Below are 24,195 nucleotides of genomic sequence, written 5' to 3' on the forward strand. Positions count from 1 at the left end.
CGGTCAGGCCTTGGAACGACGGGTGAAATGTTCGGCGTAGAGGCCGACGGCGGCGGTGACGATCAGCACGATCGTCGCCATGGCGTTGATTTCCGGCGACATGCCGCCCTGCACCTTGGCGAAGATCAGCATGGGCAAGGTCGGCTGGTAGCCGCCGAGGAAGAAGGTGCGCACGAAGTCGTCAATGCTGCTCAGCACGCAGAAGATGGCGCTGCCGGCCAGCGCCGGGGCGAGGTACGGCACCGTCACCCGCAGGAAGGCGACGAAATTGTCGGCCCCGAGATCGCGCGCGGCATCCGTCAGGCTGTGCGGCATGGAGCGCAGGCGGGTGAGCACCATCACCACCACGAAGGGCACGGCATGGACGGTGTGGCCGAGGATGATGGCGCCGGTGCCGGTCGGAATATCCAGCACGCGGATGAAGATGCGCATCGAGATGGCATTGATCAGGCCCGGCACCACCGCCGGCAGGCAGGCCAGCGCGAAGATGATGGCCCGGCCCCAGATGCCCTCCGCCGCGACCAGGAGCGCGATCCACACGCCGATGACGAGCGCGACCGCCGTCGTCGCCAGCGCGATGAAGATGGAGTAGCCGACCGCGCCGAGAAACTGCTGGTCCTGCAACACCTTGGCGTACCAGTCGAGCGTCCAGTTCTGGATCGGGAAGGCGATGAAGCTCGCCTCCTTGAAGCTCATCGCCATCATCAGGCTGAGCGGCAGCAGGAGGTAGATCACGAAGATCCAGTAGGAGGCCGACAGCGCCGTCTTCGGCAGATCGGTGAAATAGCGGCTGGCGAAGCTGGTCATGTGCGCGCCCTCAGGATAGCCGCACCGACCGCCCGCCAACGACCTTCATGAACAGGCCGACGGTGGAGAGCGAGACGATGAGCATCAGGATGGAGAAGGCCGAGCCCGCCGGCCATTTGTCGTTCGAGGCGTGGAACAGCGCGGCGATGATCTCGGGGAAGATCACCGTGTTCGGGCCGCCCAGCAGCAGCGGCGCGGTGAAGACACCGATGGAGATGAGGTAGACGAGGCTGCAGCCGGAGACGATGCCGTCCTTCGACAGCGGCAGGATCACCCGCTTGAACCGCTCGAACGGCCCGGCGCCGAGATCGGCAGCAGCATCAATGAGTTGCGGCGGGATTTTTTCGATCGCCGAGTAGAGCGGCAGCAGCATGTAGAGGGCGATCAGGTAGACCACGCCGAAGCTGAGCGAGAAATAGGTGTAGAGCATGGGGATGGGCCGGTCGATCAGCCCGAGCTCGCGCAGCGCGTAGTTCAGCGCACCGCGATTGGCCAGCAGCATGATGACCGAGAAGGTGCGGATAATCTCGCCCGCCCAGAACGGCACCAGAAGCAGCAGCAGCGCGCGCTTGCGGTTCTGCGGGCGGATGACCTTCGCCACGTAATAGGCGACCGGGTAGACCACGAGCAGCGTCACCACCGTCACCACCGCCGCGAAGATCAGGCTGCGGATGAACGGCATGAAATAGAGCGGCTCGCGGAAGAAAAGCCTGTAATTGTCGAGCGTTAGGATCGCCCCGCTCTCCGGGGCCGGGTAGGTCTGCATCAGACTGATGCGGCCCATCTGGTAGATCGGGCCGATGTTGAAGGTGACGATCCAGGCCAGCGGCACGACGATCAGCAGGATCAGCCGGGCGCGCGGGCTGGCCGCGAGCGCGCCGAGCGTGGCGCCATAAAGCGGCGAGCGGATGAGCCGGCCGATCCAGCCGCGGTAACGCGGACCGGCCTCGCGGCGGTCGGTTCGGGTATCCGTCATGCTGCTCTCGACCATGGCGTCGTCATCGGCTCCAGTGTGCCGGATCGCCCGGAAAAGGGCGACCCGGCCTGTCTCGTGCGTGCAGTCTTGTCAGTGCAGTGAGGTGGACGATCAGGCCGATGAGGCCGATCAGGCCGCCTTGATCTCGGCGGTGGCCTTGTCGATCATGTCGTTCTTCATCTTGCGGTTGATCGGGCTGAAGAACTGGATCCGCTCGATCTCTTCCTGCGGCAGGGCCAGCGCCGCCCGCTCACGGTCGTTCAGCAGCTTGTCGACGCCGCCGAAGGCCGAGCTGAAGCCGGACTGCCGGGTCATCGCCGCACCGATCTCGGGCGAGGCGAGGATGGCGTTCAGGAAGGTGTAGGCGGCGTCCGCGTTCGGCGCGTTGTTGACGATGTTGAAGGAGTAGAGGAAGCCATAGGTGCCCTCCTTCGGGATCGACAGCGCGATCGGATGGCCGTCCATGATCAGCTTGGCGGCCGGGCCCGACCAGGTCTGGGCGAGGTGGATGTCCTCGTTGAGGAACATCTGCTGCACCTCGGAGCCGGCGTCGTAGTACTTGCGCACCTTGTCCTTGTTGGCGATCAGGAAGTCGCGCGCCTTGTTGGTCGCCGCCTGGGCGATCTCGGGCTTGCCCTCATAGGTGACGAAGTCGCCGTCATTGCCCTGGTACTTCATCACGATCGCGATGAAGTCGGAGATGATGTAGGAGGTCAGCCCCTTGAACTCACCCTCGAACATGTAGCCCCAGGTGTCGGTGGGCTTGGTGTACTGGGTGTTGCGGGCGAGGCCCTCGAAGCCGGCGAGCAGCGGCACGCCATAGACCTTGCCGTCGATGGTGAGCTGCGGCGCGCCCTTATAGGCGCTCGCGAGGTTGCCGAAATTGCCGATGCGGCCGACATCGAGCGGCACGATCAGCTTGGACGCCAGGAACTGCGACAGGCGGTGGCCGGTGACGGTGACGATGTCGGTGGTCGGCGCGCCGCCCTCGGCGGTGAGCAGATTGTACTGCTTGCCCTGATCGTCGGTCAGGCGGACGCGGACCTCGATGCCGGTGTCCTTCTGGAACTGGTCGATGAAGGACTGCGGCACGAACTTGTCATAGGTCGTGATGTTCACGACCTTGCTCTGGGCGCGGGCGGGGCGGATGACATAGGGCGCGGCGACGAGGCCGGCGCCGGCTCCCAGGAGCTTCAGCGTCGAGCGGCGGGTCAGGTCAAATCGGTTCATGGCATCCTCTGGCGGTTGTCGGTGGACCTATCGCGACCCGGAGCTCGCGCGGCGGCCGGGCGTCAATGCATGAGTGGGGCCAGCGCGGCAGGCGCCATGGCCCCGCCCTCCCCCAGCGACAGCCGCACGGCGGCATCGGCGTGGATCAGGGTGGAATCGAAGGTCGGGAAGGCGAAATCCTCCGCGCTCACCAGAAGGCCGATCTCGGTGCAGCCGAGGATGACGCTGTCGGCCCCGGCCGCGCGCCCCTTCTCGACAATGTCGAGATAGCGCTGCTTGGAGTCCGGGCGAATGATGCCGCAGCACAATTCCGAGAAAATGACCTCGTGCACCTCCCGGCGCTCCTCGGCTTCCGGCACCAGAACGTCGAGGCCGAAGCGCTCTTCCATGCGGTGGCGGTAGAATTCCTTTTCCATCGTGTACTGCGTCGCCAGCAGGAGCGGGCGGCGGCACTCGGCGGCGCGCACCGCCGCGCCGGTGACATCGGCGATGTGGATCAGCGGAATGCCGACGCTGGCCTGCACCTGGTCGGCGAGCAAATGCATGGTGTTGGTGCAGATCAGCACCATCTCGGCTCCCGCCTGCTCCAGCTCGCGCGCCACCTGGCCGAGCGCCTGCGCGGCGGCATCCCAGTCGCCCGCCTTCTGCAACGCAACGATGTCGCTGAAATTCACCGAGCGCAGCACGATATCGGCCGAGCTCAGCCCGCCCAGCGCCTCACGCACCTGCTCGTTGAGCCGCCGGTAATAGACGGCCGTGCTTTCCCAGCTCATGCCGCCGATCAGGCCAATCCGCTTCATCATCAAACCCACACTTCCACAGAACGTGGGAGGGCATGATAAGGGTGTCGCTCGGGAATGCATTGCGTTGTTTTACGCCAAGCGCCTGCAGTTTAGGATATTATCCTACCATTTAGCTGGAATTTAGGATGATGTCACGCCCCTTTCGAAGTGGCTACGCGGCGCTCACCAAACGCCCATTTTTTCGCCAAGAATCATCCACCGGCGATGTAGAAGGGCGAGCCTGCGGTAATATCCTTTCCTTTCGCACCGCGACCTTCACGTATATTGACGTTTTCGACGAACAACGTTCTGCTGAACTACAACCGAATAAAAGGACGGCAGGGGGATAGACGTGTTCGACCAGATCGACCGCAAGATAATCGACATCCTGCAACAGGACGCCGGCAAGTCAGTGGTCGAGATCGCCGAGGCGGTGGGGCTGTCGCACACGCCGTGCTGGCGGCGCATCAAGCGGATGGAGGAGATGGGCCTCATCCGCAACCGGGTCGTGCTGATCGACCAGCGCAAGGCCAATGTGCCGATGACCATCTTCATCTCGGTCAAGGTGCCCCGTCACACCACCGCCTGGCTCGACACCTTCCGCAAGGAGATCCGCGACATCCCCGAGATCATGGAAGCCTACCGCCTCACCGGCGAGACGGACTATCTACTGCGCGTCGTCGTGCCGAACATCGACGTGTACGACCAGGTCTACAAGAACCTGATCAGCCGCGTGGAGTTCTCCGACCTGTCCTCCTCCATCGCCATGGAGGAGATGAAATTCACCACGGCGCTGCCGACCAAATATATCTGAGCGCCCTATCGGCTCCCCTGGCCCGCCGGTTCGCCGGCGCCGCGCGCCTTGCTCCGCGCGCCTCGACCTCTCCCGACGAAGGAAATTCCCATGCGTGTCTCGATCCTCGGCGCCGGCTCCATCGCCTTTGGCGTCGCCGGCTTCCTCGCCGCCGCCGGCCATGAGCCCGTGCTGTGGTCGCCCTCCGGCCGCGCGACGCAGGCGCTCGCCAGTGGCGCGCCGCTGAAGGCGTTCGGCGCGCTTGAGTTCGAGGGCAAGGTCGCGACCGCCGCCAGCGCCGCCGAGGCCGTTGCGACCGGCGACGTGCTGTTCGTCGCCCTGCCCGGCTATGGCCACCGCGCCGCCTATGACGCGGTGATCCCGTATATCCGGCCCGGCCAGCCCATCATCATCTCCTCGCACTCCTCCTTCGGCGCGCTCTACCTCGCGCGGGCGTTGGCGGCGCGGGGCGTGAGCGCGCCCATCATCGTCTGGGGCACGACGCTGCTCACCGCCCGCGTGCAGTCGCCGGTCGGCGCCGACACCGCGCCGGACAGTGTGAAGGTGAACACGGTGCGCCAGAAGATCGACGTCGCCACCCTGCCCAAGGAGGCGATCGAGGAGGGGCACGCGCTCTGCACCACCCTCTTCGGCGACCGCTTCGTGCGCCGCGACGGGCTGCTCGCCATCGCGCTCAGCAACCTCAACCCGCAGAACCATCTCGGCATCGCCCTGCTCAACCTCACCCGCATGGAAAAGGGCGAGACCTGGGGCCAGGGGGAGCATGTGACGCCCGCCGTCGGGCGCGTCATCGAGGCGCTGGACGCCGAACGCCTCGCCATCGCCGAGAGCTTCGGCCTGTCGGTCCGCACGGTGCGCGAGCATTTCTCGCTGTCCTTCCACGTGCCGATGGCCAGCGTGTCGGAGATGAACCAGCAGATGCACGCGGAAGGGCGCGGCGGCTTCGGCCCGACCAGCTTCGATAGCCGCTACATCTTCGAGGATGTGCCCTTCGGGCTCGTGCCGACCGTGCTGCTCGGCCAGCTCACCGGCCGGCCGGCGACGCTGCACGCGGCGGGCGTGGCGCTGCTCTCGGCCGCCGCCGGGCGCGATCTCGCCGCCGACAACAATCTGCTGCCGGCGCTCGGCCTCGACACGCTGTCGGTGGACGCGCTCGCCGCCCTCTGCGCGACCGGGTATCCGGTCGCGTGAGGCTCAGCCACGCGCGGCGCGATAGGCGGCCTGGAACGCCTCGAACGCGGTGAAGCGGCGGTCATGCCAAGCGCGGAGCGCCGGATCGGGCTCATAGACCGCCTCGATCTCCGACATGGCCGACATGGCGGCGGCGAAGCTCTCATAGCGGCCCGCCGCCACCGCGCCGAGCACGGCGGAACCCAGCAGCACCGGCTCGGGCGAGGTGGTCGCGGCGATGCGGGTACCGCCGGCATCAGCCAGCACCTGCCGCACCAGCGGGCTCTGCCCGGCGCCGCCGCTGATGACGATGAGATCGGTGCGCGCGCCCTTGGCGTGCTGCGCGTCGAGGATCTGGCGCAGGCCATAGCCGATGCCGGCAAGGCCCGCCATATAGAGGCCGACAAGGCTCTCCACGCTCTCATCCATGCCGAGGCCGGCGACAATGCCGCGCGCCAGATGGTCGGCGAAGGGGGCGCGGTTGCCGAGGAATTCCGGCACCACATGCAGCGTGCCGGCAAGCTTGGCGATCGCCGCCGCCCCACCCGCCGCTTCCGCCTGCGCGGCGAGCCACATGCTGAGATTCTTGCCCTCGGCGCGGGCGATGGTCTCGGCCTGCGGCGCCGCCGGGTGCATCCGCACGAGACGGTCAATGGCCGCGCCGGCGGCGGACTGGCCGCCCTCGTTCAGCCAGAGGTCCGGCACCATGGCGGAGAAATACGGGCCCCACACGCCCGGCACGAAGGCGGGGTCGGCGGTGGTGAGCAGCGTGCAGGCGGAGGTGCCGAACACATAGGCCATGCGGTTCAGCGCATCCCCCGCGCCGCCGCGCGCGCCGACCGTGCCGATGCCGCCGGCATGGGCGTCGATCAGCCCGGCCGCGACCGCCGTGCCCGGCGCAAGGCCGAGCTCGTCCGCTGCCCGCACGGTCAGCCCGGTGCCGAGCGGCGTGCCGGCGGCGACGATGTCGGTGCCGATGCGGGCAAAGCCTTTCTCCGCCAGCGCGCCGAGGCCCACTTTACGGAAATAGTCGGCGTCCCAGCGGCGCTCATGCGCCAGATAGGTCCATTTGCAGGTGACGGTGCAGACCGAGCGGGCGAGGCTGTCGGTCGCCTTCCAGGTGAGGAAATCGGCCAGATCGAGAAACTGCCAGGCGGCGTTGAAGGTCGCGGGCAGTTCTTCGGCGAGCCAGAGAAGCTTCGGCGTCTCCATCTCCGGCGAGATGATGCCGCCGACATAATCCAGCACCGGGCTGCCGAGCGTGTTGATGCGGTCGGCCTGCCCGGTGGCGCGGTGGTCCATCCACACGATGATGTCGCGGGCCGCATCGCCATGGCGCCCGACGGGCAGGGACGCCCCGCCCTCGCCCAGCACCACCAGCGAACAGGTGGCGTCGAAGCCGATGCCCTTGATGTCGGCGGGCGCGATGCCGGCTTTCGCCACCGCCTCGCGCACGCTGGCGCAGACGCCCGCCCAGATGTCGGCGCTGGACTGCTCGACGATGTCGCCGGGCTCCTTCCACATGCGGATGTCGCGCTTGGCCGAGGCGATGAGCGTGCCCGCCGCATCGAAAATGCCGGCGCGGACGCTGCCCGTGCCGACATCAATCCCCGCGAAACATCCTTCCATGGTCACAGATCCGTTCCGTTCGGCAGAATCACCAGGTCGCGAATGGTCACGTTACGCGGACGGGTCAGCATGAAGATGACCGAATCGGCCACTTCTTTCGGCTCCATCAGCGCGCCGGCGGCCAGCGCCTCGTCGAGCTTGGCCTGCGGCCAGTCCTTGATCAGGGCGGTCACCACCGGGCCGGGCAGCACCGCCCCCACCCGCACGCCATGCTTGGCGACCTGCCGGCGCACGGTGTGGACGAAGGCCTGCACGGCGAATTTCGAGGCGGTATAGACCGGCTCCCACACGACGGGAACCACCCCGGCGATCGACGAGGTGAAGATGATGTCGCCGGTGCCGCGCTCCACCATGTGCGGCAGCACGGCATGGACGGTGCGGAAGGCGGCGTTGACGTTGAGGTTGAGCACGCGGTCCCACACATCGGGATCGCCCTCCACGACGTCGCCGCCAATATAGGCGCCGGCATTGGCGTGGAAGATGTCGAGCGGGCCGCAACGGTCGAGGATCTGCGGCAGCATGGTCGCGACGCTCACCGGATCGAGCAGATCGACCACCACCGGCACGGCCTTGGGGCCGAGCTCGGCGCAGATCGATTCCAGCGCATCGGCGGCACGGTCGACGAGTGCGACGCTCGCGCCTTCCTCGATCATGGCGTGGGCGCATTCCAGCCCGATGCCCGACGCCGCGCCGGTGATGGCGGCAACCTTGCCCTGAAGCCGTAAGGCCATGTGAAACTCCGGTGGTTCGGTTCTGTGGTGGTCGTCCCTCTCCCGGACGGGGAGAGGGAGTGCGCCGCGCCCTCAGCGTCGGGCGTTCACGGCATGCGGATCTGCAGCTTCACGTCGGTCGGCAGGCCCTTGGCGGCGCGGTCGAAGGCCTCGATGCTGGCGGCGAAGTCGAAGGTCTCGGAGATCAGCGGCTTGAGATCGACCTTGCCGGAGGCGATGAGGTTCACCGCGCGGTCGAAATTGTTGGCGTAGCGGAACACGGTCTCGAGCCGCGCTTCCTTGATGATGGCGGCGGCAACATCGAACTTCACCGTCTCCACCGGCATGCCGATCAGCACCAGCGTGCCGCCCGGCCGCACCACGTCGAACAGCCCCTCATAGGCGCGCGGCGAGCCGCTGGCCTCGAACACCACATCGGCGCCCCAGCCCTCGGTTTCCTCGGCGATCACATCCTTCAGCGCCCGCTCGGTGATGTTGACCGGGTGAATGCCCGGATACTGGCCGGCGATGGCGAGCTTGGGGGCGGAGAGGTCGGAGATGTAGACGCGCGAGCAGCCGCCAGCGAGGGCGGCGAGCGCGGTCATGATGCCGATCGGGCCGCAGCCGATCACCACCGCCACATCGCCGGGGGTGATGCGCGCGCGCGTCGCCGCCTGCAGGCCGACCGCGAAGGGCTCGACCATGGCCCCTTCCGCGAAGGAGACGTTCTCCGGCAGCTTGTAGGTGAAGGCGGCCGGGTGGACGACCTCAGGGGTGAGCACGCCATGGATCGGCGGCGTCGCCCAGAAGCGCACGTCCGGGTCGACATTGTAGATGCCGAGCTTGGTGGCGCGCGAGTTCATGTTCGGCACGCCCGGTTCCATGCAGACCCGGTCGCCGACCTTGAGGTTCTTCACATGGGCGCCGACCGCCGTGATGGTGCCGGCGGCCTCATGGCCGAGCACCATGGGCTCGCGCACCACGAAGGAGCCGATGGCGCCATGCGTGTAGTAGTGCACGTCGCTGCCGCAGACGCCGACGGTGTGGATGGCGATCTTCACGTCATCGGGGCCGACCTCGAGGGGGAGGTCGATGTCCCTCAGCGCGAGTTCGCCCTTCTTTTCCAGAACGAGTGCTTTCACGGGAATGGTCCTGTCCGGTGACGGGTCGGCTCAGAGGGCGAGGCCGGCGGCGTCGAAGAGATAGATGTGGCGGGGGTCGATGCCGAGCTTCAGCGCGTCGCCCGGCTGGAGGGCGGGGCGGCCGGCGGTGAGCACGATGATCGGCTCGCCCTCGCCACGGGCATAGAGCTGCGTCGAGCCGCCAAGGCTCTCGGCGAAATCGAGGGTGAGGGCCAGCACCGGCTGGGCGGGCTCGACGGTGAGATGTTCGGGGCGCAGGCCGACGGTGAGGGTGTCGCCCACCTTCGCCTTGCCCGCGGAGGGGGTCTCGACCGTCAGCGTGCCGCCGACGAAGGCCGTGCCTTCCAGCACCAGCGCGGACGGGCCGGTAGCGCGGACCTTGGCGGTGATGAAGTTCATCTTGGGCGAGCCGATGAAGCCGGCGACAAAGGTGTTGGCCGGCTTGTCATAAAGCTCGGTCGGCGATCCGATCTGCTCGACGAGGCCGGCGCGCAGCACGACGATGCGGTCGGCCAGCGTCATCGCCTCGATCTGGTCGTGGGTGACATAGACCATGGTGGCGCCGAGGCTGCGGTGCAGCTTGGCGATCTCCACGCGCATCTGCGAGCGCAGCTCGGCGTCGAGGTTGGAGAGCGGCTCGTCGAACAGGAAGAGTTTCGGGTGCCGCACGATGGAGCGGCCAATGGCGACGCGCTGGCGCTGGCCGCCGGAGAGGGCGCGCGGCTTGCGGTCGAGCAGGTGTTCGAGCTGGAGGATGCGGGCGGCCTCGGCCACCTGCGCCTTGATCTCGGCTTCCGGCTTCTTGGCCATGCGCAGGCCGAAGGCCATGTTCTCGAACACGCTCATATGCGGGTAGAGCGCGTAGGACTGGAACACCATGGAGACCTCGCGCTTGGCGGGCTCCTCATAGGTCACGTCGCGCCCGTCAATATGCAGCTGGCCCTCGCTGACATCCTCAAGGCCGGCGATCATGCGCAGCAGCGTGGACTTGCCGCAGCCCGAGGGGCCGACGAACACCACGAACTCGCCCTTCGCCGCCGAGAAGCTGACGCCCTTGATGACGGAGACGTCGCCATAATTCTTTTTGATGTTGTCCAGTCGCAGGAAGGTCATCGGCTCAAAACTCCAGATCGGGGCGGGCGCGGGCGCGCGCCGCCCGTCGTCAGCTCTCCAGCAGCGCGGCGGCGCAGCGCTCGTCGGTCACCAGTCGTTTCACATAGCCGGCGCGCAGGATCGCCCGCACGATCGGCACCTTGTAGAGGCCGCCCGAGGCAAGGATCGAGTAGCGCGCCGAGGCCACTTCATGCGGCGCCAGCGACAGCACGCGCTCATTGAGCGGGTGGTCGACCGGGCGGCCATCGGCATCGAGGAACACGCCGAGCAGATCGCCCACGGCGCCGGCGGCGCGCAGGCCCTCGAGATTTTCCGAGACGGTCTGCGTCTGCACCAGCAGCGAGCGGGTCGTCATGTCGCCGCAGGACAGCAGCGCCACATCCACCGCGCGGGCGCGGCGCATGGTTTCGCTGATGCCGTGATGGGAGAGCAGCATGGTGCGGCTCTCGGGCGTGGGGAAATAGAGCGGAGCGGCGAGGTAGTAGCACTCGGCCGAGATGGTGCGGGCATAGCCGGTCGCCACCTCGAAGGTGCTCGATCCCGAGCCGCGGGTGAGCCCGCCCATGACGGAGGTGACGTAGCATTGCGAGAGCGGGCGAGCGGTGACGCGCTTCAGCCCGGCGGCCAGCGTCTTGCCCCAGCCGACGCCGAGGCCCATGCCGTTCTCCAGCAGCCGGTCGAGCTCGGCGCCGGCGGCCTCGCCGATGACGCGCTGCTGCTCGCCCTCATCCGGCAGCGCCGGCACGACGCTCGCCGCCTCCAGCCCATAGCGCGCCATCAGCTTGCGCTCGGCGTCGATGCAGTCGGCCATGGGCAGGCGGATGTCGATCTGCACCGAGCCGTCGGAGCGGACCTGGCCGAGGATCTTGTTGGTGCGCAGGCGCGTGAGGCCAAGCTGGTCGGCGATCTCCTGCTGGGTCAGGCCGCCGACGAAATACAGCCAGGCGACGCGGGCGCGGATCTGCGCCGCCTCGATCTCCTGAGCTTCCACCAGCTTGCGTTCGCGCCCGACCATGTTCATGCCATCCCCCCTAGGCGAAGGCCTGCCGCAGCCGGGCGGAGGTGATCTCCAGCGCCGACAGGATCGACAGGTCGTCCTTCTCGAAGGGATAGAATACTTCGAGGAACACCGGCGCGGGGGCGATGCCGGTGCGACGCAGCAGCGCCGCCGCATCCACAGGATCGACGCGGCCGGGCTCGGTGAAGTCCCAGTGGCGGTCGAGCTGGAAGTCGGTCTGCTGGATATGGACGGCGGTGATGAAGGGCTTCAGCTCGCGGAACCACGGCTCCATCGCGCCATGGTCGGGCCCGTAGAGCGGCTCATGCGTGCCATGGCCCCAATCGACGCAGTAGCGCCACGGGACAGCGCTCCCGGCGACGTCGGCCATCATCTGCTTGGCCTGCGCGATGGTCCACGGCCATTCCCGGCGCATCGGGGTCGGCTCGACATAGAGCTCGCTCAGCCCCTCAGCTGCCGCGCGCTCACCGAGGCGATGCATGCGGGCGATGAGGTCGGCATAGTCGGCCGCGTCCAGCGCGTCCGGCTCCACGCCGTCAACGCGCGAGGCGATGGCGCCGAGCGGGCCGCCGACGCGGGTGATGCCGGCCATGGCCGCCACGCGATAGGCGCGGGCGAACCATTGTTCCGCATAGTCGCGCACGTCCCGGTCGGGGTGGAGCAGCTGGTTATAGGTGTAGTGGGCGAGGCCGATGAAGGCGCTGTGAATGGTCACGCCCGCCTGCGCCGTGCGCGTGCGCAGCTCGGCGGCGTGACGCTCGAGGATGGCGTCCGGCCACATCGGGTCGATCAGGTCGAAGGAGAGCTGGACGAGGTTCAGCCCCAGCCGCTCGCTGACGATCTGCGTCCATAGTTCCGGCGTCACCCAGCGCTTCACGCAGAAGGACAGGTTGATGCCGAACGGGATGGGGGTCTGGGCCACGCTCAGGTTGTCGCTCACTTGGTCGCTCCCATGGTGAGGCCGCGCACCATGTGGCGGGAGACGATGAGCGCGAAGATGGTGACGGGCAGCACGATCACCGTGCCGGTCGCCATGATCTTGCCCCAGGGCAGCTCATAGCCGGACATGAAGGAGGTCGCGACCACGGGCGCGGTCTGCGCGGCGCGGCGGGTCAGCACCAGCGCGTAGAGCAGCTCGTTCCACGAGAAGATGAAGGAGAAGATGGCGGACACCGCGATGCCGGGCGCGCCGAGCGGCAGATAGATCTTGCGGAAGATGGTGAACTGGTCGGCGCCGTCGAGCCGCGCGGCCTGTTCCAGATCCGGCGGGATCGACTTGAACTGGTCGGTGACGATCCACACCACGATCGGGATGTTGAAGGTGAGATAGACCAGCACCAGCACCAGATGGGTGTCGAGCAGGTTCATGTACATGGCGAGCAGATAGACCGGCAGCGCCAGCACGATCGGGCTCGTCATGCGGTTGGAGATGAACCAAAACCACAAATCCGACTTGCCGCGGAAATCATAGCGCGCCAGCGCGAAGGCGGCCGGCGTGCCCAGCACCACCGAGAGCAGCGTGGCGAAGGCCGCGACGATCAGCGAATTGATGATCGCGCCGGAGACCTTGGTGTCGGAAAAGATCTGCGCGTAATTGTCGAGCGTCGGGGTGAAGAACCACACCGGCGGCGAGGCGAGGATGTCCGCCTGGCTCTTGAAGCTCGCCGCCACCATCCAGAAGAACGGGAACAGCGAGAAGATGACGACGGCGGCGAGGCCGAGCGCGTGGAGGATTTTGCCGGTACGCATCAGTTGACCTCCCGGTACAGCACGCGGATGTAGAGCCGGCTAATGATGATGGTGAGGATGAGCAGCAGGATCGCCTGCGCCGATGCCGTGCCGAGATCGAAGATGCGGAAGCCGACGCGCTGGATGTAGATCGAGATGAGGTCGGTGGCCGAACCCGGCCCGCCGCGCGTCATCACGAACACCATGTCGAACAGCTTCAGCACGTCGGCCGAGCGCAGGATCATCACGGCGGTGAGGCCGGGCAGAAGATAGGGCAGCTGCACATGGCGCAGCAGCGCGAGCTTTGAGGAGGTCTCCAGCCGCGCCGCCTCCTCGATCTCGCCGGGGACCATGGACAGGCCGGCGAGGAAGATCAGCGCGCAGAACGGCGTCCACTGCCAGACATCCATGATAACGATGGCGGCGAAGGCGCCGTTCGGGGTCGACAGCCAGTCCACCGGGCCGAAGCCCAGCACGGACAGGAACTGGTTGGCCACGCCGAAATCGCGGTTGAAGATCAGCCGGCCGATGAGGCCGACCACCGCATAGGTGGTGGCGAGCGGCACGACGAGGGTGACGCGGGCAAGCGACTTCAACAGCCCCATGCCCGGCTTGTGCAGCAGCAGCGCGACGATGAGGCCGAGCACGACCTGGATCGGCAGCGCGGTCAGGTAGAATTGCGCGGTGAGGCCGAGCGAGGACCAGAAAGTACTGTCGGTCAGCACCGCCACGTAGTTCTCGAAGCCGACGAAGGGAAAACCGTCGCGCGGGCGGGCGATGTTGTAACGCCGGAACGAGGTGACCAGCGCGAACAGCGTCGGGTAGATGCCGATGGCGAAGAGGGTCAGGACGGCCGGGGCGAGGAACCACAGCGGCGTCCAGCGGCCGTAACCGCGATTGGGCTTGGTCTGGGTTGCGCTCATCTCTTCAATTCCCGCATGTCTTCACTTCCCGAAGGCGCCGGCGGCGCGGGCCGCTGGCGTGTCGCGGTGGCCGTTGCGGAGGAGGCGGGGGAGCCTCATCCCGCGGCCTCATTCCAGATTGGTGTGGTTCGCCCGCATCGCGGCCGGCGTGATGGCGAGCCGGTCGCGCAGCTTCAGGATCAGGATCTCGAACAGCACATAGAGCGCGCCTTCATAGAGCGAGCCCATGGGCAGCACCGAGGTGGCGGCCGCGCCCTGGTCGCGCGCCATGGTCTGGGCGGGCACCACGAGCACCGTGTCGGCGCGCGCGGCGGCGGCCCCGGTGGGCTCGGCGGTGACCAGCAGGGTGCGCGCGCCAGCGTGGCGGGCGACGCCCATCAGCGCGGCAACGGTGGAGAAATCGCCCGGCCCGGCGGAGACGACGAGCAGGTCGCCCTCCCCCACCGGCGGGGTGGTCATGTCGCCGACCACCGCGGCTTTCAGGCCGAGATGGAACAGGCGCATGGCGAGGCCCTTGATCTGCAGGCCCTCGCGTCCGACGCCATAGAGCGCGATGCGGTTGGCGCCGGCCAGCGCCGCGACCGCGGCGTCGATGTCGGCGCCGCTCACCTGGTCGAGGCAGGCGCGGATCTCGTCCAGCGCACGGGCATGAAGCGTGGTCATGGAACAATCCCGGGACAGTATCAGGAAAAAGGGGGCGGGCGCCGGGTCGCGGGCTCCGGCACCCGCCCGCAGGAGCCGGCACGCAGGGGGCGGAACCCCGCGCGTGCCGCGCTCAAGCCGTCACTGGAGGAGCTTCTTCTTCCCGTCGTAGTAGCCTTCCTTCTGCAGGATGGCTTCCATGCGGGTGCCGATCTCCTTGGAGCCGGCCTCCACCGAGACTTCGCCCAGCTCCATCTTGGAGCCCCATTCGGCGACGATCTCGGAGATCGCCGGCCAGGCCGGGAAGCGCGGGCGATATTCCGGCACGCCGGCCTGCCAGGAGGCGACCATCGGCGCGACGAACTTGTACTTCGCCTTGATCGCCGGATCCTCATAGACCGCCATGCGGCCCGACACGCCGCCGGCCTCGACATAGGCCTTGGCGATGGCTTCCGAAGTCGCCCACTGGATGAACAGCCAGGTCGCCTTCTGCTGCTCGGGGGTCGCCTGCGCGGCGACGGCGAGCGAGAAGCCACCCAGAGCGGGCAGGCGGCCGGCCGGGCCGGCGGGCTCCGGCGCCACGGCGAGGCAGTCGCCGAGCTTGGAGGTCGCGGGGTCGGCGAGGGTCGAGTAGAAGGCCGACCATTCGGTGATCATCGCCACCTGGCCCTGGGCCAGCGCGTTCACCGCTTCCGCGTGATCGAAGCTGACGACGCCGGGCGGCTGGTACTTGAGCAGTTCCTGGCGGAACTTCAGGCCGTCCTGGCTGCCCTGGCTGAGAAGGTTCGACTTGAACTCCTTGTTCAGCAGCGAGCCGCCGAAGGGCCAGAGGAAGCGCATGAAGGCGTCAGCTGACTGCGTCTCGCCGCGGCGCGACTGCAGGGCATAGGCGTACTGGTTCTTCGAGGGGTCCGTGAGCTTGGGCCCATAGACGTCCTTCAGCTCGGCCCAGGTCGCCGGCGGCTTGTCGAAGCCCGCTTCCTTGAGCTTGCAGGAATTGTAGAACAGCAGGCCGGAATAATTGTCGAAGGGCAGGCCGTAGACCGTGCCGCCCCAGCTGCCGAAGGCGTCGAGCAGCAGCGGGAAGAAGCCCTTGAGGTTCAGGTTCGGGTCGGTGATCGCCTTGTCCTTGGCGAGGTCGTCGACCGGCACCAGCCAGCCATTCTCGGCGAACTCGCCGATCCAGACGAGATCGACCAGCGCCATGGTGAGGTCACCGCGCGAGGTGAAGTTCAGCACTTCCTTCTCGCGGGCGTTCTCATAGGGAACGATCTCGTAATTGACCTTGATGCCGGTCTTCTTCTCGAATTCCGGCAGCAGCTTGATGATGGCGCGGTAACCGGGACGGTCGAGGAAGATGCCGTTGACCTCGGTTCCCTTGAGAGGCTTGGCGGCCTCTTCGAGCCAGTCGGCCATGGCCGCGACCGGCATCGCCGCCGTGGCGGCGGCGAGCGCCACCACGCTGGCGCAGATTCTCAATGCACGCTTCATGTCTTTCCTCCTGAGATGGCGTGGCGCCGCCGGGCAGCGGGCCGCAGGGACGGCTGGGCCGTCTCGTCTTGTTGGCTCGGGAGGCTTCCCGCCCGTTTCCTCATGATCGCCGAACTCCCGGAACCGCCCGCGCGAGGCCGGGGAAAGCTGTTCAGCAAGGCTCGCGGGGCGAGCCGATCAGGAACCTGGATGGGACGCTTCCGTCGCGTCGTGCGAAATTCGATACATTTGTAATCTGGATTATGCAATAGCATGGCGTCAACATAGCCCGCGAATTGCAGGGCCAGACAAGACGCCAGGAAGGGGAGAGACGCATGGTGGCTGCCGGGGACAGGACGCAAGGCGAAGCGCAACAGGGGCAGCCGGTGGACGCCCTCGCCGCCCGCGTCGCGCTGGCGCAGAAGCTGGCCCGAACCGCCGGCAGCAAGGCGCGGCGTTTCTTCCTGAGGCCCGAGGCGCTGCACCCCGAGCTGAAATCCTCGTCACAGGATCTGGTCAGCGAGGCCGACCGCACGGTCGAGACCTGGCTGCGCGCCGCCATCGGCCGGCACTTCCCGCAGGACGGCATCGTCGGCGAGGAGGAGGCGGCCACACGCGGCACGTCCGGCTATGTCTGGGTGGTCGATCCGATCGACGGCACCATGCCCTTCCTCGTCGGCCAGCCGAACTGGTGCGTCTCGATCGGCCTCGCCCATGAAGGGCGCCCGGTCGGCGGCGCCATCTACGCGCCGATGCTGCGGGAGCTGTACTGGGCGATGGAGGGCGCCGGCGCCTATCTCAACGGGCGGCGCCTCGTCATGAACCCGGACTGGACGCTCGCCTCCACCACCATCGGCTTCGGCGCCACGCAGAAGGCGACGCCGGAAGAGGTCGGGGAATTCGTCGAGGGGCTGTATCGCGAGGGCGGGGTGCTGTTCCGAATCGGTTCGGGCGCGCTGATGCTGGCCTATGTCGCGGCCAACCGCATCGCCGGCTATTACGACCCGATGCTCTATTGCTGGGATTGCTGGGCGGGCGCGGCACTGATCCGCGAGGCGGGGGGCGAAGCGAGCTTCGCCGGCGATCTCGCCAATCCCGGTCCGATCTGGGCCGGCAATGCCCGCGTGCACGCCGATCTGAAGCGGCTCAGCGGCGCCTGAGGCGCGCGGATTATCGCAGGGCGTTCAGCGGCGGCGCCATTCGGCGGCGGCCGGCAGGTCGCCGATGATATCGACATGAGCGGCCGCCTCGCCGCTGGACAGGCGCTTCTCGGAAAAGCGCAGGCGCAGCAGGCGCCCGCCGGCGGTGCGCAGGCGCAGATCGGCGCGGCCGAACACCTGCCGCAGCGCGGCGGAGGCAAGACGGATCTCGCCGCAGCTCGTCACCTGGCCGGAATTGGAGAGATAGCCGTCGAAATCATAGGTCGTCGGCACCGCCGCTCCCGAACCGCACAGGAGCAGGCCGTCGCCGCGCATTCCACCGAGATAGTCCATGCGGATGTCCTCCTGGGGACGCGCCACGAGCTATTGCGGTGAAATCCGGTTCACCGCAATAGCTCTAAATTATTGTTCGGACGCATTTTCTTCACGCGAACCGGAATCCACTTCGCTCGAAAATGCTCTAGCGAATCTGGTCGGCGTCGAGCGCCTTGGCCAGTTCATCGGCGTTGACGGTGAAAACCTGGACACTGCCAGAGCCGGCGACTGCCGGCGTGTGCAGCATCGTCGCCGCCCGGCGAAAGGCGAGGAAGGTGATGTCGGGGATCTCTTCCTCGTCGATGACGACGCGGTAGGTTCCCGCCGGCTGGGGACGGTCAAAGGCGCTCAGCGTGAAGGGATGCCGGAAGGTGACCGTGGTTTCCCGTGTCCGGCTGAGCATGAACGTGCCTCAGACCTTCTTCTTGGCGCCGAGGGTGACGGGGGCGCCCTTCAGCAGGGTCGGGGCCGCGACGGGCGGCTTCACCTTCTTCGGCTTCTTGGCTTCACGGGTGCCGCGTAGCTGTCCTTTAGCCATGGGATGGCCTCCACCTGATGATTGTCGCTGCCGCACAAGGCGCCGTCACACAAATCCCCGCGACCTCGGAGAGGCGCGGGGCTGAAGGCGCGAAGCGCCCTGCGGAGGCCCTGGGGGCCTCGTATCCTGACGGATCGGCGACCGCCGAAGCGGTCCGCCGGGGTCCGTTCTCAGCTCAGCGATTCAAGCTTGTCGGCCGTCATCTTGCCGCTGCGCTGATCCGGCACGAGCGTGAAGCCGACCTTCTGGCCCTCGCGCAAATCGCTGAGACCGGCACGCTCCAAAGCGCTGATGTGAACGAATGCATCACTGCCGCCGTCATCCGGCGCGATGAATCCGAAGCCCTTCTGGGCGTTAAACCATTTCACGGTTCCCGTGGCCATGGGAAGCTCTTTCATCTTGTATTCTGGCTTGCCCGCAGACATTGCGGGCCGTCGAAATCGCATTTTCAGGAAAATGAACATAGTGGCGCGAAACTATTTTCCGCGCGAAGTGACGTTCAGTTCGCCGTTTATCGACATGATTAATATGTGCCTGACGGGGTATTATTTCAAGGGAAATGATTTTCTAAATTCCCCATCGGCGTTTTACTATGACAAAAACCCCGTCTTTCGGACACACAGCTAGACCGGGCCGGGCACCTCATAGGTCCACACCCGGAACGATTTCAGCAGATGCGGGCCGAAGGAATTGATCAGCGGAATGTCGGCGGCGTCCCGCCCGCGCGCGATGAGGATGCGGCCGATGCGCGGCACGTTGTTGCGCGGGTCGAAGGTGTGCCACTGGCCGTCCAGGAACACCTCGATCCAGGCGCTGAAGTCCATCGGATCGACCACCGGCACGCCGATATCGCCGAGATGGCCGTTCACATAGCGCGCGGGAATGTTGAGGCAGCGGCACAGCGCGACCGCCAGATGGGCGAAGTCGCGGCACACGCCGACGCGCTCATGGAAGGCCTCGAAGGCCGAGCGGGTGGAGCGCGCCTGCTGGTAGTCGAAGCGGATGTGGTTGTGGACGAAATCGCACACCGCCTGCACCCGGCCCCAGCCCGGCGCCACCGTGCCGAACATGTCCCAGGCGATCTGGCTCAGCCGGTCGGTCTCGCAATAGCGGCTGCCCAGCAGATAGACGAGGCAATCGTCCGGCAGCTCCGGCACCGCCATCTCGCGCGCGTTCGGCAGCACAGGGTCGAGCTGGCCATCATCCTCGATGGTGGCGTCGCCCCAGATCATCAGATCGCCCGCGGGCGCCACCAGCCGTCGGCAGCGATTGCCGAACAGGTCGCGATAGGTCGTGCTGGGCACGTCGGGCGCGGTGAAGAAGCTCTCCGGCGCGCGAATATCGGCGGCGCGGTCCTCATGGACGGAGAGCAGGCAGACCAGCGCCGTCGGCTGCTGGCAGGTCAGGGTGATCTCGTAGCCGTAGCGTATGTGCATCTAGGGTTCCCGGAGGCGTGGATCCGCCTACCGGACATCGGCGGCAGTCAGGACATAGGGGGAGCGCCGCCCGTCGGCATAGGCCTTGGAGGCGGCGGCGTAGACCGAGCCGCGCAGCCGGTCGAAACCGGACAGGCAGGCCGCCTCGATCCGTTCGGGCACGCGGTCGGCGGTGGAACTCACCAGCGCGGCGATCTCGACGAGGAAGGACACCTCGAACATACCGTCATAGCCGGTGAACCGAACCACGTTGCGCGACGCATCGAAGCTGCGGCTTGGATTGGGGAAGGCCAGCGTCATGGCGAGCGCCTCTCGGTTGGCGGCAACAGGGCGTCATCGAAGGCAAGTTCATGCAGGGTCGTCCCGTCGGCATCGCGGATGACCAGCGCGTCGGGCCGCTGCGGCATGAGCGCGGGCGAGTCGGCAAGGGCCTGAGCCCGCAGACCCGCCAGCGCGATCGCGGCGGCGAGATCGGCCACCTCCGCGCTCTCGCGACCGAGCAGCGCGTGGGCGTCGTCCTGGGCGCGGGTGCGGTAGAACTCGATGACGATCCGCATCACGCCCTCACGCGCCGATGGCCGGCGGGGGCGCTCAGCGCGCGAAGGTCCGGTCGCGCAGCGCGTTCGCCTCGGTCGGCGCCTCGACGCGCACCATTTCCAGGCTGTTCTCGGTCGCGACCCGCTCATAGTGCTGGCGCTCATGGCGCAGGCGGTACTGCAGCGAGTTGCCGGTCGGCGGCAGCGTGCCGATGACGCGGTAGATCTCATCGATGCGCGAGCTGGGAATGCCGTAGCCGCCCTTGAGCCGCACGGCCTGGCCGACGGTGAACATATGCGTCGTCGGCTCACTCTGCGTCGGGCGGGTGCCGGGCTGCGGGGTGGGTTGAATGCTCATAGAAGGTGGTCCTTGAAGAAGAGGGCGGAGCGATCGACGCCAGCGCCCTGACACCGGCCGAAGGCCACCGTCAGGAGAGGGCGAAGGCGTCGCTCACCGGCCGAGATCGAGAATCCGCCACGCGCAAACGGCAAGGATCGGGGAACGGGCCGCGCGGGGCGTGGCCAGTCCAGGATCATGTCGAACTCAGGCGGGGCGGCATCGAACGCCGAACGGCGCGATGCATTCACGTCGACGATCCTGCGGCACATGCGGAACCCAACGGACACCGCGCCAGCCAAATCAGCTCGTCGACTTTATTGATGTAGTCCCTACCGGTCATTACGGCAAGGCGAAAACAGGAAAGCGGAAATATTTCTTGCCGAGATATTTGCCAGATCAAAATAAATGAGGCCCTGCATAACGGGCGTTCGGGTGATTTATCGGAACTTTTGCTTGCGGCGATGGATTGACGGCGAGCCCCCTCACGACGGTGTGAGACGCGGCATTGTGCTCCGTGGGTTCGGCATTCCCCGTCCCCTCCGCCCCCCGGCTCGCGCGTGTCGCCAGGAGATCTTCCAATGGCATCCACCTATCCGGCGACCGGCGTCGCCCTACCCGCCGCAGCCTCCACCTCCACCTCGGCCGTGAGCTGGGGACCGATCGTCGCCGGCGCCCTCGCCGCCGCCGCCCTCACCTTCGTGCTGATGCTGCTCGGCTCGGGGCTCGGCCTCACCATGGTTTCGCCCTGGGCCAATGAGAGCGCCAGCGTCACCACCTTCGCGGTCTCCACCGCCATCTGGCTGGTGGTGGTGCAATGGCTCTCCTCCGGCGTCGGCGGCTATCTCGCCGGCCGGCTGCGCTCGAAATGGACCGGCATCGCCACGCAGGAGAGCTTCTTCCGCGATACCGCGCATGGCTTCATGAGCTGGGCGCTGGCCACGCTGCTGGTGGTGACCCTGCTGGGCTCGGCGCTGACCGGGGCGATCGGCACCGGCATGCAGGCGGCCTCCACCGTCGCCTCCGGGGCCGCTCTCGGCGCCTCGGCCGGGGCGAGCGCCAATGCGGATTCGGATGACGGCTCGCAGATGAGTTCCTATTTCGTCGACGCGCTGTTCCGCCCGAGTGATGCCGCCCAGCTCGCCACCAATGACGCGCAGGGCAATGGCGCCGCCGCCGCGCAGGCGACGCGTATCCTTGCCGCCAGCGCGATGGCGGGGCAGGTCTCGCCGGACGACAAGGCCTATCTCGGCCAGCTCGTCGCCGCCCGCACCGGCCTCTCGCCGGCCGACGCGACAGCGCGGGTCGATGCCGTGCTCGCCCGCGTCAATGAGGCGAAAACCCAGGCGCAGCAGGCGGCCGAGACCGCCCGCAAGGCCGGCGCGACCTTCGCCCTGCTCGGCACGCTGTCGCTGATGATCGGCGCCTTCATCGCCTGCGTCGCCGCCGCCATTGGTGGACGCCAGCGCGACGATGACGAACTGAACGCACGCGGCCTCCGCAGCTGAGCGTTCCAAGGGTCGGCCCCCCGCGCGGGGGCCGGCAGCTCCGCAACAGGTGATGGGGTCAGGGTATCGCCCTCACTTCACCTCTTATTGTGCAGCGCAACAAATCCATTGCCGACGCGTTGGCTTCGTGGCACTCGATACTCAGGGGGCCGTAACAAGGATATTTCCGTGCGGACCCTCTCGGACAATTTCGCCGCCTTTGGCGGTTTTCGCGGCCTCCACGGCCTCTCGTCCACCACACAGGCTCCGGCCGGTCATCTCGCCACCCTCACCGATTTCGGCAGCAATCCCGGTCATCTCGCGGGGCGGTTTCATGTGCCCGCCGGGCTGGCCGATCAGGCGCCGCTGGTTGTCGTGTTGCATGGCTGCACCCAGAACGCGGCGGGCTATGATCATCACGCCGGCTGGTCGCAGCTTGCCGACGAGGCGGGATTCGCCCTGCTCTTTCCCGAGCAGCACTCCGGCAACAACCCCAATCTGTGCTTCAACTGGTTCCGCCCCGGCGATACACGGCGCGATGCCGGGGAGGCGCTGTCGATCCGGCAGATGATCGATGCCATGGTCATCGCCCATGGCATCGACCGGGAGCGCATCTTCATCACCGGGCTGTCGGCCGGCGGCGCCATGGCCTCGGTGATGCTCGCCACCTATCCCGAGCTGTTCGCCGGCGGGGCGATCATCGCCGGGCTCGCCTATGGCCGGGCCAGCTCGGTGCCGGAAGCCTTCGACTGCATGCGCGGGCAGCGCCTGGCCTCGGACGAGGAGCTGTGGGCGCTGCTGCGCGCCGCCTCCGCCCATGACGGGCCGTGGCCGCGCATCACCATCTGGCAGGGAACGGCCGACCACACGGTGGCGCCGTCCAATGCCGAGGACATCGCGGCGCAATGGCGCAGCGTCCATGGTCTCGACACGGCGCCGACGCAGAGCGAGACGCTCGGCCCGCGCGTGCGCCGCCGCTGGAGCAATGCGGACGGCGACATCCTGATCGAGGTGAACACGCTGGCGCGCATGGGCCATGGCACGCCGGTCGGCGAGGATCTCGGCACGGCCGGCCCCTATATGCTGGATGTCGGCGTCTCCTCGACCCGCGAGATCGCCGGCTTCTGGGGGATCTGCCCGGCGCGCGACGCCGACGCGCAGACCGCACCCCCGCGCCGGACGACAAAGGCCAATTCTCCGAGGGGCGCCAATGCTCCGGCGAAGGCCAATTCTCCGGCGACACGGCTGGCCGCGCCGGAGGCCGGCCGCACCCCGGCCGCCCCGCGCGGGCGCCCCCAGCCCGAGCGGTCCAGCGTGCAGAAGACCATCGAGGACGCGCTGCGCGCCGCCGGCCTGATGCGCTGACGCGCGCCAGCGCCGCCGCGACCTGCGCGCTGCCGAACCCATGAGATGACCGCCCGCGCCCGCTGCGCCCTCCCGCGTGGCGGGCGTTTCGGCAGCCCATGGCATCTTCGCGCAAGCCAGCCTTGCTAATGCCGGAAGCGTTGGCAGGCGCCGTGCCCTGCGCGGTCCGAATAGGCGCTGGACATGATCGCGGTGACGCGCCCTCGACGATCAGGCCGCGTGCGCGACAGGGCGCAGGGCGCGCCGCACCAGTTCCAGATGCGCCTCGATGAAGGCCGCCTCGTCGAGCGGGCGCTGCCCCATGAACAGGGAGCGCCACAGGCTCAGATGCAGGATGGAGCTGCCGACCACGTCCGGCATCGTCGCCACGGCCGCCCCTTCCAACTCGCCGGCGCGCACACCGTCCTCGACCACGGTGCGGATGGCGGTGACCAGCGGCGCGATGAATTCGTCGTGGTGGCGCAGCACCATCTCCGGGAAGCGGATGCCATCGGCGAGGGAAAGCCGCAGCAGGTCGCGCACCCGCCGGTCATCGGCCAGCATGCGGTAGCCGAGACGGAGCACGTTCTGCAGGCGGTCGGCATAGCCGCCATCGAGCCGCTCGATCTCCCGGCGCAGATCGGCGAACACCGCCGCGACATGGCGGAAGGCCTCCTCGAACAGGATCTCCTTGGTCGGGAAGTAGACATAGACCGTGCCCTTGGTCACGCCGATGCGGGCGGCCACGTCCTCGACGCGGGTGGCCGCGAAGCCCTTCTCCGCGAATTCGTCGAACGCCGCCTCGAGAATTTCCCCCGGCCGTCGCGCCTTCTGCTCCGCCCGCGAGAGCTTCGGCCGCTTCTGGATCGCCATCCCCTGCCTCCTGCT

The 24,195-nt window shown here is 67.4% G+C and carries 28 protein-coding genes; 5 read left to right on the forward strand and 23 right to left on the reverse strand.

The features are described from left to right. Positions 1-3: 3 nt before the first annotated feature. The 4 genes from AncyloWKF20_RS15365 to AncyloWKF20_RS15380 form a co-directional block, all read right to left on the reverse strand. The gene (locus tag AncyloWKF20_RS15365; protein ID WP_279314883.1) at positions 4-807 is read right to left on the reverse strand and encodes an ABC transporter permease; all 804 of its coding nucleotides are present in this window, start codon (positions 805-807) and stop codon (positions 4-6) included. 10 nt (positions 808-817) lie between these two features. Next, positions 818-1,783, reverse strand: a complete 966-nt coding sequence (locus AncyloWKF20_RS15370; protein WP_279314884.1) for an ABC transporter permease — start codon at positions 1,781-1,783, stop codon at positions 818-820. Between the two features lie 129 nt (positions 1,784-1,912). Further along, positions 1,913-3,013 carry an extracellular solute-binding protein gene (locus AncyloWKF20_RS15375; RefSeq protein ID WP_279314885.1) on the reverse strand — a complete coding sequence of 367 codons (1,101 nt, stop codon included), beginning with the start codon at positions 3,011-3,013 and terminating at the stop codon, positions 1,913-1,915. A gap of 62 nt (positions 3,014-3,075) precedes the next feature. Continuing rightward, positions 3,076-3,813: an aspartate/glutamate racemase family protein gene (locus AncyloWKF20_RS15380; RefSeq protein WP_279317992.1), complete on the reverse strand. Its 738-nt coding sequence runs from the start codon at positions 3,811-3,813 to the stop codon at positions 3,076-3,078. Positions 3,814-4,147: 334 nt separating this feature from the next. Between AncyloWKF20_RS15380 and AncyloWKF20_RS15385 the strand changes: the two genes are divergently transcribed. Next, the gene (locus AncyloWKF20_RS15385) at positions 4,148-4,609 is read left to right on the forward strand and encodes an Lrp/AsnC family transcriptional regulator (protein ID WP_279314886.1); all 462 of its coding nucleotides are present in this window, start codon (positions 4,148-4,150) and stop codon (positions 4,607-4,609) included. Positions 4,610-4,699: 90 nt separating this feature from the next. Beyond that, positions 4,700-5,800, forward strand: coding sequence for an NAD/NADP-dependent octopine/nopaline dehydrogenase family protein (locus AncyloWKF20_RS15390; protein ID WP_279314887.1), 1,101 nt, complete (start codon positions 4,700-4,702; stop codon positions 5,798-5,800). 3 nt (positions 5,801-5,803) lie between these two features. Here the strand turns inward: AncyloWKF20_RS15390 and AncyloWKF20_RS15395 are convergent, their stop codons facing one another. The 10 genes from AncyloWKF20_RS15395 to AncyloWKF20_RS15440 all read right to left on the reverse strand — a co-directional run bounded on the left by AncyloWKF20_RS15395 (position 5,804) and on the right by AncyloWKF20_RS15440 (position 16,175). Next, positions 5,804-7,408 carry an FGGY-family carbohydrate kinase gene (locus tag AncyloWKF20_RS15395; protein ID WP_279314888.1) on the reverse strand — a complete coding sequence of 535 codons (1,605 nt, stop codon included), beginning with the start codon at positions 7,406-7,408 and terminating at the stop codon, positions 5,804-5,806. Between the two features lie 2 nt (positions 7,409-7,410). Further along, entirely contained in the window at positions 7,411-8,139 is a 729-nt protein-coding gene (locus AncyloWKF20_RS15400) for an SDR family oxidoreductase (protein WP_279314889.1), read from the reverse strand. Between the two features lie 86 nt (positions 8,140-8,225). After that, positions 8,226-9,260 (reverse strand): NAD(P)-dependent alcohol dehydrogenase, encoded by a 1,035-nt coding sequence (locus AncyloWKF20_RS15405; protein ID WP_279314890.1) that lies wholly within the window; start codon positions 9,258-9,260, stop codon positions 8,226-8,228. 30 nt (positions 9,261-9,290) lie between these two features. Beyond that, positions 9,291-10,373, reverse strand: coding sequence for a sn-glycerol-3-phosphate ABC transporter ATP-binding protein UgpC (ugpC, locus tag AncyloWKF20_RS15410; protein ID WP_279314891.1), 1,083 nt, complete (start codon positions 10,371-10,373; stop codon positions 9,291-9,293). A 49-nt stretch (positions 10,374-10,422) separates the two neighbouring features. After that, positions 10,423-11,394, reverse strand: a complete 972-nt coding sequence (locus AncyloWKF20_RS15415; protein ID WP_279314892.1) for a sugar-binding domain-containing protein — start codon at positions 11,392-11,394, stop codon at positions 10,423-10,425. A 10-nt stretch (positions 11,395-11,404) separates the two neighbouring features. After that, entirely contained in the window at positions 11,405-12,331 is a 927-nt protein-coding gene (locus tag AncyloWKF20_RS15420; protein ID WP_279314893.1) for a TIM barrel protein, read from the reverse strand. Then, positions 12,328-13,140, reverse strand: coding sequence for a carbohydrate ABC transporter permease (locus AncyloWKF20_RS15425; RefSeq protein WP_279314894.1), 813 nt, complete (start codon positions 13,138-13,140; stop codon positions 12,328-12,330). Before AncyloWKF20_RS15425 ends, AncyloWKF20_RS15420 begins: the two co-directional genes overlap by 4 nt. Continuing rightward, a complete protein-coding gene (locus tag AncyloWKF20_RS15430) occupies positions 13,140-14,042 on the reverse strand; it encodes a sugar ABC transporter permease (RefSeq protein WP_279314895.1) in 903 nt (300 codons plus the stop codon). The genes AncyloWKF20_RS15425 and AncyloWKF20_RS15430 overlap by 1 nt, the downstream gene beginning before the upstream one ends. A 108-nt stretch (positions 14,043-14,150) precedes the next feature. Next, positions 14,151-14,705, reverse strand: a complete 555-nt coding sequence (locus tag AncyloWKF20_RS15435; RefSeq protein WP_279314896.1) for an SIS domain-containing protein — start codon at positions 14,703-14,705, stop codon at positions 14,151-14,153. 120 nt (positions 14,706-14,825) lie between these two features. Next, the gene (locus AncyloWKF20_RS15440) at positions 14,826-16,175 is read right to left on the reverse strand and encodes a sugar ABC transporter substrate-binding protein (protein WP_279314897.1); all 1,350 of its coding nucleotides are present in this window, start codon (positions 16,173-16,175) and stop codon (positions 14,826-14,828) included. Between the two features lie 314 nt (positions 16,176-16,489). Between AncyloWKF20_RS15440 and AncyloWKF20_RS15445 the strand changes: the two genes are divergently transcribed. Beyond that, positions 16,490-17,314, forward strand: a complete 825-nt coding sequence (locus AncyloWKF20_RS15445) for an inositol monophosphatase (RefSeq protein ID WP_279314898.1) — start codon at positions 16,490-16,492, stop codon at positions 17,312-17,314. A gap of 24 nt (positions 17,315-17,338) precedes the next feature. Here the strand turns inward: AncyloWKF20_RS15445 and AncyloWKF20_RS15450 are convergent, their stop codons facing one another. From AncyloWKF20_RS15450 to AncyloWKF20_RS15485, 8 genes are all read right to left on the reverse strand, one after another. Then, positions 17,339-17,647: a hypothetical protein gene (locus tag AncyloWKF20_RS15450; RefSeq protein ID WP_279314899.1), complete on the reverse strand. Its 309-nt coding sequence runs from the start codon at positions 17,645-17,647 to the stop codon at positions 17,339-17,341. Positions 17,648-17,774: 127 nt separating this feature from the next. Then, the gene (locus tag AncyloWKF20_RS15455; protein ID WP_267584593.1) at positions 17,775-18,032 is read right to left on the reverse strand and encodes a hypothetical protein; all 258 of its coding nucleotides are present in this window, start codon (positions 18,030-18,032) and stop codon (positions 17,775-17,777) included. A gap of 9 nt (positions 18,033-18,041) precedes the next feature. Further along, positions 18,042-18,167, reverse strand: coding sequence for a hypothetical protein (locus tag AncyloWKF20_RS15460; protein ID WP_267584592.1), 126 nt, complete (start codon positions 18,165-18,167; stop codon positions 18,042-18,044). 170 nt (positions 18,168-18,337) lie between these two features. Further along, positions 18,338-18,550, reverse strand: a complete 213-nt coding sequence (locus AncyloWKF20_RS15465; RefSeq protein ID WP_279314900.1) for a cold-shock protein — start codon at positions 18,548-18,550, stop codon at positions 18,338-18,340. 240 nt (positions 18,551-18,790) lie between these two features. After that, positions 18,791-19,603 (reverse strand): transglutaminase family protein, encoded by an 813-nt coding sequence (locus AncyloWKF20_RS15470; protein WP_279314901.1) that lies wholly within the window; start codon positions 19,601-19,603, stop codon positions 18,791-18,793. 27 nt (positions 19,604-19,630) lie between these two features. Continuing rightward, on the reverse strand, positions 19,631-19,903 hold the full coding sequence (locus AncyloWKF20_RS15475) for a DUF1488 family protein (protein WP_267584590.1): 273 nt from the start codon (positions 19,901-19,903) through the stop codon (positions 19,631-19,633). Continuing rightward, the gene (locus AncyloWKF20_RS15480) at positions 19,900-20,160 is read right to left on the reverse strand and encodes a hypothetical protein (protein ID WP_279314902.1); all 261 of its coding nucleotides are present in this window, start codon (positions 20,158-20,160) and stop codon (positions 19,900-19,902) included. The genes AncyloWKF20_RS15475 and AncyloWKF20_RS15480 overlap by 4 nt, the downstream gene beginning before the upstream one ends. Positions 20,161-20,194: 34 nt before the next feature. Next, a complete protein-coding gene (locus AncyloWKF20_RS15485) occupies positions 20,195-20,497 on the reverse strand; it encodes a hypothetical protein (RefSeq protein WP_279314903.1) in 303 nt (100 codons plus the stop codon). A gap of 560 nt (positions 20,498-21,057) precedes the next feature. Here AncyloWKF20_RS15485 and AncyloWKF20_RS15490 point away from each other — a divergent pair. Further along, complete coding sequence (locus tag AncyloWKF20_RS15490; RefSeq protein WP_279314904.1) at positions 21,058-21,984, forward strand: hypothetical protein; 927 nt, start codon at positions 21,058-21,060, stop codon at positions 21,982-21,984. Positions 21,985-22,152: 168 nt separating this feature from the next. Continuing rightward, a complete protein-coding gene (locus tag AncyloWKF20_RS15495) occupies positions 22,153-23,328 on the forward strand; it encodes a PHB depolymerase family esterase (RefSeq protein ID WP_279314905.1) in 1,176 nt (391 codons plus the stop codon). Between the two features lie 210 nt (positions 23,329-23,538). Here the strand turns inward: AncyloWKF20_RS15495 and AncyloWKF20_RS15500 are convergent, their stop codons facing one another. Next, the gene (locus tag AncyloWKF20_RS15500; RefSeq protein ID WP_279314906.1) at positions 23,539-24,180 is read right to left on the reverse strand and encodes a helix-turn-helix domain containing protein; all 642 of its coding nucleotides are present in this window, start codon (positions 24,178-24,180) and stop codon (positions 23,539-23,541) included. Between the last annotated feature and the right edge of the window lie 15 nt (positions 24,181-24,195).

Origin of the sequence: Ancylobacter sp. WKF20, assembly GCF_029760895.1 — a bacterium.
Lineage (GTDB): Bacteria > Pseudomonadota > Alphaproteobacteria > Rhizobiales > Xanthobacteraceae > Ancylobacter.

Coding starts and splice junctions, on each gene's coding strand:
- AncyloWKF20_RS15365 (WP_279314883.1), bottom strand. CDS start 807: ATGACCAGCTTCGCCAGCCGCTATTTCACCGATCTGCCGAAGACGGCG.
- AncyloWKF20_RS15370 (WP_279314884.1), bottom strand. CDS start 1,783: ATGACGGATACCCGAACCGACCGCCGCGAGGCCGGTCCGCGTTACCGC.
- AncyloWKF20_RS15375 (WP_279314885.1), bottom strand. CDS start 3,013: ATGAACCGATTTGACCTGACCCGCCGCTCGACGCTGAAGCTCCTGGGA.
- AncyloWKF20_RS15380 (WP_279317992.1), bottom strand. CDS start 3,813: ATGAAGCGGATTGGCCTGATCGGCGGCATGAGCTGGGAAAGCACGGCC.
- AncyloWKF20_RS15390 (WP_279314887.1), top strand. CDS start 4,700: ATGCGTGTCTCGATCCTCGGCGCCGGCTCCATCGCCTTTGGCGTCGCC.
- AncyloWKF20_RS15395 (WP_279314888.1), bottom strand. CDS start 7,408: ATGGAAGGATGTTTCGCGGGGATTGATGTCGGCACGGGCAGCGTCCGC.
- AncyloWKF20_RS15400 (WP_279314889.1), bottom strand. CDS start 8,139: ATGGCCTTACGGCTTCAGGGCAAGGTTGCCGCCATCACCGGCGCGGCG.
- ugpC (WP_279314891.1), bottom strand. CDS start 10,373: ATGACCTTCCTGCGACTGGACAACATCAAAAAGAATTATGGCGACGTC.
- AncyloWKF20_RS15415 (WP_279314892.1), bottom strand. CDS start 11,394: ATGAACATGGTCGGGCGCGAACGCAAGCTGGTGGAAGCTCAGGAGATC.
- AncyloWKF20_RS15425 (WP_279314894.1), bottom strand. CDS start 13,140: ATGCGTACCGGCAAAATCCTCCACGCGCTCGGCCTCGCCGCCGTCGTC.
- AncyloWKF20_RS15430 (WP_279314895.1), bottom strand. CDS start 14,042: ATGAGCGCAACCCAGACCAAGCCCAATCGCGGTTACGGCCGCTGGACG.
- AncyloWKF20_RS15435 (WP_279314896.1), bottom strand. CDS start 14,705: ATGACCACGCTTCATGCCCGTGCGCTGGACGAGATCCGCGCCTGCCTC.
- AncyloWKF20_RS15440 (WP_279314897.1), bottom strand. CDS start 16,175: ATGAAGCGTGCATTGAGAATCTGCGCCAGCGTGGTGGCGCTCGCCGCC.
- AncyloWKF20_RS15445 (WP_279314898.1), top strand. CDS start 16,490: ATGGTGGCTGCCGGGGACAGGACGCAAGGCGAAGCGCAACAGGGGCAG.
- AncyloWKF20_RS15450 (WP_279314899.1), bottom strand. CDS start 17,647: ATGGACTATCTCGGTGGAATGCGCGGCGACGGCCTGCTCCTGTGCGGT.
- AncyloWKF20_RS15455 (WP_267584593.1), bottom strand. CDS start 18,032: ATGCTCAGCCGGACACGGGAAACCACGGTCACCTTCCGGCATCCCTTC.
- AncyloWKF20_RS15460 (WP_267584592.1), bottom strand. CDS start 18,167: ATGGCTAAAGGACAGCTACGCGGCACCCGTGAAGCCAAGAAGCCGAAG.
- AncyloWKF20_RS15465 (WP_279314900.1), bottom strand. CDS start 18,550: ATGGCCACGGGAACCGTGAAATGGTTTAACGCCCAGAAGGGCTTCGGA.
- AncyloWKF20_RS15470 (WP_279314901.1), bottom strand. CDS start 19,603: ATGCACATACGCTACGGCTACGAGATCACCCTGACCTGCCAGCAGCCG.
- AncyloWKF20_RS15475 (WP_267584590.1), bottom strand. CDS start 19,903: ATGACGCTGGCCTTCCCCAATCCAAGCCGCAGCTTCGATGCGTCGCGC.
- AncyloWKF20_RS15480 (WP_279314902.1), bottom strand. CDS start 20,160: ATGCGGATCGTCATCGAGTTCTACCGCACCCGCGCCCAGGACGACGCC.
- AncyloWKF20_RS15485 (WP_279314903.1), bottom strand. CDS start 20,497: ATGAGCATTCAACCCACCCCGCAGCCCGGCACCCGCCCGACGCAGAGT.
- AncyloWKF20_RS15490 (WP_279314904.1), top strand. CDS start 21,058: ATGGCATCCACCTATCCGGCGACCGGCGTCGCCCTACCCGCCGCAGCC.
- AncyloWKF20_RS15500 (WP_279314906.1), bottom strand. CDS start 24,180: ATGGCGATCCAGAAGCGGCCGAAGCTCTCGCGGGCGGAGCAGAAGGCG.